General features: G+C 69.6%; 11 protein-coding genes and 1 pseudogene. All 12 read left to right on the top strand.

The annotated features are described in order from the left end of the window. Positions 1 to 144 (top strand): NADH-quinone oxidoreductase subunit A (ndhC, locus tag DMB66_RS52825; RefSeq protein WP_158647654.1); only part of this gene is annotated, 144 nt, incomplete at its 5' end. A 5-nt stretch (positions 145 to 149) separates the two neighbouring features. Further along, on the top strand, positions 150 to 821 hold the full coding sequence (locus DMB66_RS52820; RefSeq protein WP_125811626.1) for an NADH-quinone oxidoreductase subunit B family protein: 672 nt from the start codon (positions 150 to 152) through the stop codon (positions 819 to 821). Next, positions 818 to 1510 carry an NADH-quinone oxidoreductase subunit C gene (locus tag DMB66_RS52815; RefSeq protein WP_125811625.1) on the top strand — a complete coding sequence of 231 codons (693 nt, stop codon included), beginning with the start codon at positions 818 to 820 and terminating at the stop codon, positions 1508 to 1510. Before DMB66_RS52820 ends, DMB66_RS52815 begins: the two co-directional genes overlap by 4 nt. Continuing rightward, positions 1507 to 2847 carry an NADH-quinone oxidoreductase subunit D gene (locus DMB66_RS52810; protein WP_125811624.1) on the top strand — a complete coding sequence of 447 codons (1341 nt, stop codon included), beginning with the start codon at positions 1507 to 1509 and terminating at the stop codon, positions 2845 to 2847. Before DMB66_RS52815 ends, DMB66_RS52810 begins: the two co-directional genes overlap by 4 nt. Next, positions 2848 to 3819 carry an NADH-quinone oxidoreductase subunit NuoE gene (gene nuoE / locus DMB66_RS52805; RefSeq protein WP_125811623.1) on the top strand — a complete coding sequence of 324 codons (972 nt, stop codon included), beginning with the start codon at positions 2848 to 2850 and terminating at the stop codon, positions 3817 to 3819. Beyond that, the gene (gene nuoF, locus DMB66_RS52800; RefSeq protein WP_125811622.1) at positions 3816 to 5132 is read left to right on the top strand and encodes an NADH-quinone oxidoreductase subunit NuoF; all 1317 of its coding nucleotides are present in this window, start codon (positions 3816 to 3818) and stop codon (positions 5130 to 5132) included. The genes nuoE and nuoF overlap by 4 nt, the downstream gene beginning before the upstream one ends. Before the next feature lies 1 nt (position 5133). Then, positions 5134 to 7657: pseudogene (locus tag DMB66_RS52795) on the top strand (NADH-quinone oxidoreductase subunit G). Continuing rightward, positions 7654 to 9042: an NADH-quinone oxidoreductase subunit NuoH gene (nuoH, locus tag DMB66_RS52790; RefSeq protein WP_125811621.1), complete on the top strand. Its 1389-nt coding sequence runs from the start codon at positions 7654 to 7656 to the stop codon at positions 9040 to 9042. Before DMB66_RS52795 ends, nuoH begins: the two are co-directional and overlap by 4 nt. A 1-nt stretch (position 9043) precedes the next feature. Then, positions 9044 to 9628 carry an NADH-quinone oxidoreductase subunit NuoI gene (gene nuoI / locus DMB66_RS52785; protein ID WP_125811620.1) on the top strand — a complete coding sequence of 195 codons (585 nt, stop codon included), beginning with the start codon at positions 9044 to 9046 and terminating at the stop codon, positions 9626 to 9628. Further along, positions 9625 to 10398, top strand: a complete 774-nt coding sequence (locus DMB66_RS52780; RefSeq protein WP_125811619.1) for an NADH-quinone oxidoreductase subunit J — start codon at positions 9625 to 9627, stop codon at positions 10396 to 10398. The genes nuoI and DMB66_RS52780 overlap by 4 nt, the downstream gene beginning before the upstream one ends. After that, entirely contained in the window at positions 10395 to 10694 is a 300-nt protein-coding gene (gene nuoK, locus DMB66_RS52775; RefSeq protein WP_125811618.1) for an NADH-quinone oxidoreductase subunit NuoK, read from the top strand. Before DMB66_RS52780 ends, nuoK begins: the two co-directional genes overlap by 4 nt. A 12-nt stretch (positions 10695 to 10706) precedes the next feature. After that, the coding region (gene nuoL / locus DMB66_RS52770; RefSeq protein ID WP_125811617.1) for an NADH-quinone oxidoreductase subunit L at positions 10707 to 11963 on the top strand (1257 nt) is incomplete at its 3' end.

Raw genomic sequence — 11963 nt, 5'->3', positions numbered from 1 at the left:
ATCGAGACCATCTTCCTGTATCCGTGGGCGGTGTCCTTCGAGGCGCTCGGCCTGTTCGGCTTCGTCGAGATGGTCCTCTTCATCGTCACTGTCTTCATCGCCTACACCTACGTGTGGCGACGCGGCGGATTGAACTGGGACTGACTGATATGGGAATCGAAGAGAAGCTGCCGAGCGGCATCCTGCTGACCTCGGTGGAGAAGCTTTCCAACTGGGCCCGCAAGTCGTCGTTCTGGGGCGCCACCTTCGGCCTCGCCTGCTGCGCCATCGAGATGATGGCCGCCGGCGGACCGCACTACGACCTCGGTCGCTGGGGCATGGAGGTCTTCCGGGCCTCGCCGCGGCAGGCCGACCTGATGATCGTCGCCGGCCGGGTGAGCCAGAAGATGGCCCCGGTCGTGCGCACGATCTACGACCAGATGCCCGAGCCGCGCTCGGTCATCTCGATGGGCGTCTGCGCCTCGTCGGGCGGCATGTTCAACAACTACGCGATCGTGCAGGGCGTCGACCACATCGTGCCGGTCGACATCTACCTGCCCGGCTGCCCGCCGCGCCCGGAGATGCTGATCGACGCGATCCTTAAGATGCGCGAGAAGGTCATGGCCGCCCCGCTCGGCCCGAACGGCCGCAAGATGCTCGAGGCCCGCAAGGCCGCGGGCAAGATGCCGATCGTCGCCCCCGGCGCCATGCCGTCGTCGTACCGCGTCGACAAGGTCCGCCGGGCGGAGTGGACGCAGGCCGTCAAGGAAGGCCGCGAGGAGCAGCTCCGCATCGAAAACTGGATGAAGCTGCAACCGCACCTTCGGGAGGGTGGCCAATGAGCATCGAACCGACTCCGGAGGGCGCGCAGCTCGGCTCTCCGGCGGAGACGCCGTCCAGCCCGGAGAAGGGCATGTTCGGCATCCAGGGCACCGGCGACGTGTCCGGCTTCGGCGGCCTGGTCCGTCCCCGGACGACCGCCGCCGACACCCCGCGCCCGTTCGGCGGTTACTTCGACGAGGTCTACGACGCGCTGGAGGAGGCCTACCCCGGCTTCGCCGACGCGATCGAGAAGGTCGTCGTCGACCGCGGCGAGCTGACCCTGCACATCAAGGCGGAACGGATCGCCGAGGTCTGCCAGATCATGCGCAACGACGAGTCGCTGCGCTTCGAGCTGTGCTCCTCGGTGGACGCGGTCGACTACCTGGGCGGCGACAACCGCCGCTTCCACCTGTGCTACCAGCTCACCTCGATGACCTACCGCCGCCGGGTCCGCCTGGAGGCGGCGGTGCCGGACGGCGTCAGCCTGCCGAGCGTGACCAGCGTGTATCCGACTGCCGACTGGCAGGAACGCGAGATCTACGACATGTTCGGCGTCGTCTTCACCGGCCACCCCAACCTCACCCGGATCCTGATGCCGGATGACTGGGAGGGCCACCCGCAGCGCAAGGACTATCCGCTCGGCGGCGTGCCCGTCGAGTACAAGGGCGCCGAAATTCCGCCGCCGGATCAGCGGAGGGTCTACCAATGACAAGCCAGACGACCAGCGAAGCCGGGTATGCCGCCGAGCGCGAGACCACCGAAGGCCGGGTCTTCACCGTCACGGGCGGCGACTGGGACACCATCACCGGCAGCATCGACCCGCTGAGCAACGAGAAGATCGTCGTCAACATGGGTCCGCAGCACCCGTCGACGCACGGCGTGCTGCGGCTGGTGCTGGAGCTCGAGGGCGAGACCGTCACCCAGGTGCGGCCGGTCGTCGGCTACCTGCACACGGGCATCGAGAAAAACCTCGAGTACCGCAACTGGACCCAGGGCACCACCTTCGTGACCCGGATGGACTACCTGGCGCCGCTGTTCAACGAGGCCGGCTACTGCCTCGCGGTGGAGAAGCTGCTCGGCATCACCGACGACATCACCGAGCGCGCTACGACCATCCGGGTGCTCTTCATGGAGCTCAACCGGATCTCGTCGCACCTGGTCTGGCTCGCCACCACGGGCATGGAGCTCGGCGCGATCTCGATGATGCTGTACGGCTTCCGCGAGCGGGAGTACATCCTCGACATCTTCGAGGAGACCTCGGGCCTGCGGATGAACCACGCGTACTTCCGCCCGGGCGGGGTCGCGCAGGACGTGCCGGATTCGGCGATCCGCAAGATCCGTGACCTGCTGGTCTACCTGCCGAAGAAGCTCAAGGAATACGAGGCCATGCTCTCCGGCCAGGTCATCTGGCAGGAGCGGACGCAGGGCGTCGCCGTCCTCGACGTGACCGGCTGCCTGTCGCTGGGTGTCACCGGACCGGTGCTGCGCTCGGCCGGCCTGGCCTGGGACCTGCGCAAGACCATGCCGTACTGCGGCTACGAGAACTACGAGTTCGACGTGCCGACCGCGACCACCGCCGACGTCTGGGGCCGCTACCTGGTCCGGATGGCGGAGATCCGGGAGTCGCTGAAGCTCGTCGAGCAGGCGCTGGACAAGCTCAAGCCGGGCCCGGTCATGATCGCGGACAAGAAGATCGCCTGGCCGGCGCAGCTGGCCGTGGGCCTCGACGGCTCGGGTAACTCGCTTGAGCACGTCGCCAAGATCATGGGTCAGTCGATGGAGTCGCTGATCCACCACTTCAAGCTCGTGACCGAGGGCTTCCGGGTCCCCGCGGGCCAGGTCTACGTCGGCATCGAGCACCCGCGGGGTGAGCTCGGCGTGCATGCCGTCTCCGACGGTGGCACCCACCCGTACCGGGTGCATTACCGCGACCCGAGCTTCGTGAATCTCCAGGCCATCCCCGCGATGGCCGAGGGTGCGCTGCTGGCCGACGTCATCGCCGGCGGCGCGTCCCTGGACCCCGTGATGGGTGGGTGTGACCGCTAAATGTCCGACACAACGGTGGACTTCTCCCCGGCCGCCGCGCCGCTGGCCGAGAAGCTCCTGGAGCCGGCGCGCGAGATCCTCGCGCGCTACCCGATCGGGCGCGAGCGCTCCGCGCTGCTCCCGCTGCTGCATCTGGTGCAGACCGAGGAGGGCTTCGTCAGCCCTCGCGGCGTCGCCTTCTGCGCTGAGATCCTGGGCATCAACAAGGCCCAGGTCGGCGCGGTGGCGACCTTCTACACGATGTACAAGCGGCGGCCGACCGGCGAATACCTGGTCAGCGTCTGCACCAACACGCTGTGCAACGTGCTCGGCGGCCAGGAGGTCTACGACAGCCTGGTCGAGCACCTCGGCGTCGGCCACGACGAGACCACGGCCGACGGCAAGATCACGCTGGAGCACGCCGAGTGCCTCGCGGCCTGCGACTACGCGCCGGTCGTGACGGTCAACTACGACTTCGCGGTGGACAACACCACGCCGGAGTCGGCGGTCGAGCTGGTCGAGCAGCTGCGCAAGGGCGAGCAGCCGGTGCCGGTCCGCGGCGCGCGGATCTGCTCGCTCAAGGAGATGCAGGTGCAGCTCGCGGGCTTCGCCGACGAGCGGGACGGCGCAGTCGCCGGCGGCCCGGCCGGGGCGCCCACGCTGCGCGGCGTGACCCTCGCCCAGGAGCACGGCGTCGCGGTGGCGAACTTCAACATCGACACCCCGATCACCACCACCAAGCCGGCCCGCGACGAGTCCGCCAAGGCGGTCAAGGACCCGGGCCCGGTCCGGGCCGGGGATGTCAAGGACCCGGAGGTACGGGCGGCCGAGGCGCGCAACCCCACCGCCTCCACCCCGGCGCCGGACGCGACGAAGACGGATGCCGCCCCGGTGCCGTCCAACGCCGCCGAGGCTGCCGGTGTCGCCGGCAACCGGCCCGCCGGCGACGGCAAGCCCGCCGGTGACAGCGTTGGTAACGAGGAGAAGAAGTGACTCAGCCCCGGCGTGAGGTTCTCCAGAAGCTCACCCCCGTCCTCACCAAGCGCTGGCTCTCGCCGGACGCCTGGCAGATCGACACCTACGAGCGGCTCGACGGCTACGCCGCGGTCCGCAAGGCGCTGGACGTCCACCCCGACGACCTGATCCAGCTCATCAAGGACTCCGGCCTGCGCGGCCGCGGTGGCGCCGGCTTCCCGACCGGCCTCAAGTGGGGCTTCATCCCGCAGGGCGACGGCAAGCCGCACTACCTCGTGATCAACGCCGACGAGGGCGAGCCGGGCACCTGCAAGGACCTACCGCTGATGACGTACGACCCGCACTCGCTCGTGGAGGGCGCGATCATCGCGTCCTACGCGATCCGGGCCAGCCGGGCGTTCATCTACATCCGCGGCGAGGCCGTGCACGCCGCCCGCCGGCTGCGCAACGCGGTCAAGGAGGCCTACGCCAAGGGCTACCTGGGCGAGAACATCCTCGGCTCCGGGTTCGACCTGGACCTCGTCGTGCACAGCGGCGCGGGCGCCTACATCTGCGGCGAGGAGACGGCGCTGCTCGACTCGCTGGAGGGCTTCCGCGGCCAGCCCCGGCTGCGCCCGCCGTTCCCCGCGATCGCCGGCCTGTACGCGAGCCCCACGGTGGTCAACAACGTCGGCACCATCGCGAGCGTGCCGTACATCGTGCTGGGCGGCGCGAACTGGTGGAAGAGCATGGGCACGGAGAAGTCGTCCGGCCCGATGATCTACTCGCTCTCCGGCCGGATCGCCAACCCGGGCCAGTACGAGTGCGGCCTCGGCATCACCCTGCGCGAGCTGATCGAGCTGGCCGGCGGCATGAAGCCGGGCCACAACCTGAGGTTCTGGACGCCGGGTGGCTCGTCGACGCCGCTGCTGACGGCCGAGCACATCGACACCCCGATGGACTTCGAGGGCGTGGCCGCGGCGGGCTCGATCCTGGGCACCACGGCGATGCAGATCTTCTCCGACCAGGACTGCCCGGTCTACGCCACCTGGCGCTGGCTGGAGTTCTACCACCACGAGTCCTGCGGCAAGTGCACCCCGTGCCGCGAGGGCAACTACTGGATGGTCCGCACGTACCGCCGGATCCTCTCCGGCCAGGGCACCGTCCAGGACCTCGACACCCTGCAGGACACCGCGGACAACATCTTCGGCCGCTCGTTCTGCGGCCTGGGCGACGGTGCCGCGACGCCGGTCATGTCGACGCTGAAGTTCTTCCGCCAGGACTACCTGGACTACATCGAGGGCCGGACCGCTCCGCGGCTGTCCGAGAAGGCCCTGGTAGGAGCGCACTGATATGACGGACGTTGCCAAGAAGACGGACACGGTCACGCTGACCGTCGACGGCGTAGAGGTGACCGCCGCCAAGGGCGAGCTGGTCATCCGGGTCGCCGAGCGGATGGGCACGGCCATCCCCCGGTTCTGCGACCACCCGCTGCTGGCCCCGGCCGGCGCCTGTCGCCAGTGTCTGGTCGAGGTGGAGGGCCAGCGCAAGCCGGTCGCCTCCTGCACCCAGACGGTGGCCGAGGGCATGGTCGTCAAGACGCAGCTCACCTCGCCGGTCGCCGCCAAGGCGCAGGGCGGCGTGATGGAGTTGCTGCTCGCCAACCACCCGCTCGACTGCCCGACCTGCGACAAGGGCGGCGAGTGCCCGCTGCAGAACCAGGCGATGTCGAACGGCCGCAGCGACTCCCGGTTCCACGAGCACAAGCGCGAATACGAGAAGCCGATCCACATCTCCAGCCAGGTGCTGCTGGACCGCGAGCGCTGCATCCTCTGCCAGCGCTGCACCCGCTTCTCCGAGGAGATCGCCGGCGACAAGTTCATCGACCTGATGGACCGCTCCTCCGGCGAGCAGATCAACGTCTACCGCGACGACTTCTTCGGCGGCGAGGGCTTCGGCGACGGCGACGCCGGCGAGGACCCGGGCGACGTCCCCTTCAACTCGTACTTCTCCGGCAACACGATCCAGATCTGCCCGGTCGGCGCGCTGACCGGCGAGCAGTACAGGTTCCGGGCCCGCCCGTTCGACCTGGTCTCCTCGCCGACGGCCTGCGAGCACTGCGCGGCCGGCTGCGCTCAGCGTGCCGACCACCGGCGCGGCAAGGTGCTGCGGCGCCTCGCCGGCGACGACCCGGCGGTCAACGAGGAGTGGAACTGCGACAAGGGCCGGTGGGGCTTCCGCTACACCACCGCCTACGACCGCATCACCACCCCGATGCTCCGCGACGCGAAGACCGGCGAGCTGCGCGAGGCGTCCTGGAGCGAGGCCCTGCTGGCGGCCGCCGAGGGACTGCAGGCCGCGAAGGGCCGCGGTGTCGGCGTGCTGACCGGCGGCCGGCTCACGGTCGAGGACGCGTACGCGTACGCGAAGTTCGCCCGGGTCGCGCTCGGCACCAACGACATCGACTTCCGGGCCCGCCCGCTGTCCGGGGAGGAAGCGGACTTCCTGGCCGCCTCCGTCGCCGGGGCTACCGATGTGACCTACGAGGACGTCGAGAACGCGCCCGCCGCGGTCATCGTCGGGCTCGAGCCCGAGGAGGAGTGCCCGATCCTCTTCCTGCGGCTGCGCAAGGGCCACGGGAAGAACAAGCTCAAGGTCACGGCCGTGGCGCCGTACCTCAGCCGGGGTTTTTGAGAAGCTCGACGCGACGCTGATCGCGGCCGTGCCCGGCGACGAGGCCCGGCTGCTCGGCACCGACCCGACGGTGACCGCCGCGCTCGCCGTGCCCGGCGCGCTGCTGATCGTCGGCGAGCGGCTCGCGAGCGTGCCCGGCGGTCTCTCGGCCGCCACCGCGCTGGCGGCCCGCACCGGCGCCCGGCTCGCCTGGGTGCCGCGGCGCGCGGGCGACCGCGGTGCGGTCGACGCGGGCTGCCTGCCCAACCTGCTCCCCGGCGGCCGTCCGGTCGCCGACGCGGGTGCGCGGGCCGAGCTCGCCAAGGCCTGGGACATCGAGGCCGGCGCCCTGCCCGGCACGGTCGGGCGCGACACGGACGCGATCGTCGCGGCGGCCGCGGACGGCACCCTCGGCGCCCTGCTGGTCGCCGGCGTGGACCCGGCCGACCTGGCCGACCCGCGGCTCGCCGAGCAGGCGCTCGACGCGGTCCCGTTCCTGGTCAGCCTGGAGCTGCGGCAGAGCGCGGTCACCCGCCGCGCCGACGTCGTGCTGCCGATCGCCCCGGCCGCCGAGAAGCCCGGCACGTTCATGGACTGGGAGGGCCGGCTGCGCACCTTCGAGGCCGTGCTGAAGACCACCGCGATGACCGACGGCCGGGTGCTGGAGGCCGTCGCGGCGCTGATGGCCGATGGCCCGTCCAACCAACCCGCCACCGCCCTAGAAGCGACTAAAGGCATTTCATTGGGCACCGGCGACGTCGGTGCGATCCGCCGTGAGCTGGGCAGCATGCCCGCGAGTCGGGCCGACCGCCCGGCCGCGCCGGCCGTCGCCGCCGCCGCGCTGCCCGAGCTCGGCGCTCAGGAAGCGGTGCTCGCGTCCTGGCACCACCTGATCGACCTCGGCTCGCTGCTCGACGGCGACGGGGTGCTGGCCGGCACGGCCCGCACGCCGGTGGTCCGCATCGGCAAGGGCCTCGCGGAGTCGCTCGGGGTGGCCGACGGCGACGCCGTCACGGTCGGCACCGACCGCGGCGCGATCACCCTTCCCGCGGCGATCACCGATCTGCCCCCGCAGGTGGTGTGGCTGCCCACAAACTCGCCGGGCTCGACGCTGCGTCGCAGCCTCGGCGTCACCTCGGGTGCGGTAGTCCGGCTCAGCGCCGGCCAGCCAGGCCCGATCCTCGCTCAGGGGGCTACCGCATGAATTCGATGATTCTCGCGAAGGCGCAGGACCCGACCCTGCAGACGTTCGAGAACGACGTCTGGTGGATCGTCCTGATCAAGCTGCTGGGTGTCTTCGTCATCCTGCTGCTGCTGACGCTGTTCACGATCAACTACGAGCGCAAGGTCGTGGCCCGGATGGCGGTCCGGCCGGGCCCCAACCAGGTCGGGCCCAAGGGCTGGCTGCAGAGCCTCACGGACGGCGTCAAGCTGCCGTTCAAGGAGGAGATCATCCCGAAGACCGCCGACAAGGTGGTGTACTTCATCGCGCCGGTGATCTCGGCGACGGTGGCGTTCACCGCGTTCTCGGTGATCCCCTTCGGGCCGGTCGTCTCGATGTTCGGCCACAAGACCGCGCTGCAGCTGACCGACGTGCCGATCTCGGTGCTCGTCCTGCTGGCCTGCTCGTCCATGGCCGTCTACGGCGTGGTGCTGGCCGGCTGGGCGTCGGGCTCGACATACCCGCTGCTCGGCGGCCTGCGCTCCGCCGCGCAGATGATCTCGTACGAGGTCGCGATGGGCCTGAGCATCGTGGCGGTCTTCATGACGGCGGGCACCATGTCCACGTCCCAGATCGTCGCCGCCCAGGCGGGCAACAACCCGACCCAGGCCTTCGACATCATGGGCTGGAGCCCGACCCCGCCGAGCTGGTACGCGGTCCTGCTGCTGCCCAGCTTCATCATCTACTGCATCGCGGCGGTCGGCGAGACCAACCGGGCCCCGTTCGACCTGCCCGAGGCGGAGTCCGAGCTGGTCGGCGGCTTCCACACCGAGTATTCCTCGTTCAAGTTCGCGCTGTTCTTCCTCGCCGAGTACATCAACATGATCACCGTGTCGGCGTTCGCCACCACGCTGTTCCTCGGCGGCTGGCGCGCACCGTGGCCGATCAGCTGGTGGGAGGGCGCCAACTCCGGCTGGTTCCCGCTGATCTGGTGGCTCGGCAAGGTGCTGCTGCTGCTCTTCGGCTTCATCTGGCTGCGGGCCACGCTGCCCCGGATGCGCTACGACCAGTTCATGAGGTTCGGCTGGAAGGTCCTCATCCCGGTCAACCTGGTGTGGATCCTGTTCCTGGCCGGCGTCCGGGTGACCAACGACCGGATCGAGGGCGGCGCCCGCTGGCTCGTCTACCTCGCCGCGGCGGTGGTGGTGCTCGGCATCGCGCTGCTCTGGCCGGCCAGCAAGAAGGAACGGGTGTACTCCATCGAAGAGCAACTGGCCGCCCGGCCGCCGGGCAGCTTCCCCGTACCGCCGATGGACCTGCAGGTGCCACCCAGTCCGCGGGCCCGGCGGGCGGTCGCCGAACGGCAGCCGGCCACGGTCGGCGGCACGACGCCCAGCCCGGACGACACGTCAGACAAGGAGGTGTGACGTGGGAACGTTCACGGGCTCGTTCAAGGGCTTCGGGGTGACCTTCGCGCACATGTTCCGCAAGGTCATCACCACCGACTATCCGTTCACTCCGCCGACGCCGGCGCCGCGCTACCACGGCCGGCACATCCTCAACCGGCACCCGGACGGCCTGGAGAAGTGCATCGGCTGCGAGCTGTGCGCCTGGGCCTGCCCGGCGGACGCGATCTACGTCGAGGGCGGCGACAACACCGACGAGCAGCGCTTCTCGCCGGGTGAGCGGTACGCCAGCATCTACCAGATCAACTACGCCCGCTGCATCTTCTGCGGGCTGTGCATCGAGGCCTGCCCGACCCGTTCGCTGACCATGAGCAACGAGTACGAGCTGGCCCGGGACAACCGCCAGGACCTCATTTTCACCAAGAAGGAGCTCCTGGCGCCGCTGATGCCCGGCATGGAGCAGCCGCCGCACCCGATGCGGCTGGGCGACACCGACAAGGACTACTACCTCGGCGCGCTGACCAACCCGGGCACGTCGGCCGGTGCCGAGCGGGCGCCGCTGACGGGGGCGAGCACCGAGGACGCGCTGGGCGAGGTGGCTCGATGATCGCGTTCGCGGCCGAGGCCGCCGGCCAGGTCTCCACCGGCGAGGAGTGGGGCTTCTGGATCCTGGGCACGCTCGCCGTCATCGGCGGCCTGGGCATGGTCATCGCGCGCAACGCGGTGCACTCGGCCCTCTGGCTGGTCGTCACGATGCTGTGCCTGGGCTTCATCTACGTGATCAACGAGGCGCCGTTCCTCGGCGCGGTGCAGATCATCGTCTACACCGGCGCGATCATGATGCTGTTCCTGTTCGTGCTGATGCTGGTCGGCCGGGACGCGTCCGATTCGCTGATCGAAACCCTGCGGGGGCAGCGGATCGCGGCGATCCTGCTCGGCCTCGCCTTCGGCGTGCTCGTCGCGACCGGGCTGGCCCGCTCGCTCGGCGGCGCCGAGGTCGTCGGCCTGGCCGACGCCAACAGCGCCGCGGGCGGCAACGTCCAGGGCATCGCCCGGCTGCTGTTCACCAAGTACGTCTTCGCCTTCGAGGTCACCTCCGCGCTGCTGATCACGGCTGCCGTCGGTGCCATGGTGCTCGCGCACGTCGAGCGCGCCAAGGCGGACATCGCCGACCAGGTCACGCGCATGAAGGCGCGCTTCCGGCCGGGCTCGTACCCGGGCGCGAAGGCGGGCCCGGGCGTCTATGCGAACACCATGTCGGTCGCGGCGCCGGCCCGGCTGCCGGACGGCAACGGCTCCGAGCGCAGCATCTCGCCGATCCTGCCCGTGCGTGAGCTGAGCGCGAGCGAGGCCGCACTGAAGAGGACTGAGAAGTGACTCCTGACTACTACCTGGTGCTGGCGGCGATCCTGTTCGCCATCGGCGCCACCGGCGTGCTGGTGCGCCGGAACGCGATCGTGCTGTTCATGTGCATCGAGCTGATGCTGAACGCCGCGAACCTCGCACTGGTGACCTTCAGCCGGATCAACGGCTCGCTCGACGGCCAGATCATCTCGTTCTTCGTGATGGTGGTCGCGGCGGCCGAGGTCGTCATCGGGCTGGCCATCATCATGTCGATCTTCCGGACGCGGCGCTCGGCCAGCGTCGACGACGCCAACCTCCTCAAGTACTAAAGGGGCCTTCACGTGGAACAGACAGTGGAGTATGCCCACGCGACGGGGCTGCTGAGCGGGATCTGGCTGCTGGTGGCCATTCCGCTCGCCAGCGCCACGGTCCTGCTTTTGCTGGGCAAGAAGGCCGACAAGTGGGGCCACTGGCTCGGCGTCGCGGCGGTCGCCGCCACGTTCGTCCTCGGCCTGTCGATGTTCCTCAGCCTGCGTGGGCTGGACGCGGAGGCCAGGTCGGCGGAGCTGAGCCTGTGGGACTTCATCGCCGTCGGCGGGCTGCACGTGGACTTCGGGTTGCTCTTCGACCCGCTGTCCGGCCTCTTCGTCCTGCTGATCACCGGCGTCGGCTCGTTGATCCACCTGTACGCGGTGGGCTACATGGAGCACGACGAGGGGCGGCGGAGGTTCTTCGCCTACTTCAACCTCTTCGTCGCCGCGATGCTGCTGCTGGTCCTCGGCAACAACTACGTGATGCTCTACTTCGGCTGGGAGGGCGTCGGTCTGGCGTCGTACCTGCTGATCTCGTTCTGGTACACCCGGCCGTCCGCGGCCACCGCCGGCAAGAAGGCGTTCCTGATGAACCGGGTCGGCGACGCCGGCCTGGCCGTCGGTATCTTCCTGATGTTCGAGCAGCTCGGCACGACCCAGTACAACGAGGTCTTCAACGGCGTCAGCGCGCTCTCCGGCGGCACCATCCTGGTGCTGGGCATCCTGCTGCTGCTCGGTGCGGCCGGTAAGTCCGGTCAGTTCCCGCTGCAGGCCTGGCTCCCCGACGCGATGGAGGGCCCGACCCCGGTCTCGGCCCTGATCCACGCGGCGACGATGGTCACCGCCGGCGTCTACCTGATCGCCCGGTCCAACCCGATCTTCTCGGCCAACGCCACGCTGCAGACGGTCGTGGTCAGCGTCGGCGCGCTCACCCTGCTGATCGGCTGCGTCATCGGCGCCGCCAAGGACGACATCAAGCGCGTCCTGGCCTGGTCGACGGTCAGCCAGATCGGCTACATGTTCCTCGGCGTCGGGCTGGGCGGCGGCGCGTACGCGCTGGCCATCATCCACCTGCTCGCGCACGGCTTCTTCAAGGCCAACATGTTCCTCGGCGCCGGCTCGGTCATGCACGGGATGCACGACCAGGTCGACATCCGGCGGTTCGGCGGGCTGCGTAAGCACATGCCGTACACCTGGATCACCTTCATGATGGGCTGGCTCGCCATCATCGGCATCCCGCCGCTGTCCGGCTACTTCTCCAAGGAGCCGATCATCGCGGCGGCCTTC

Source organism: Actinoplanes sp. ATCC 53533 (genome assembly GCF_003947245.1).
The sequence above is the reverse complement of the archived record's forward strand: the minus strand, read 5'-3'. Positions and strand labels throughout refer to the sequence as shown.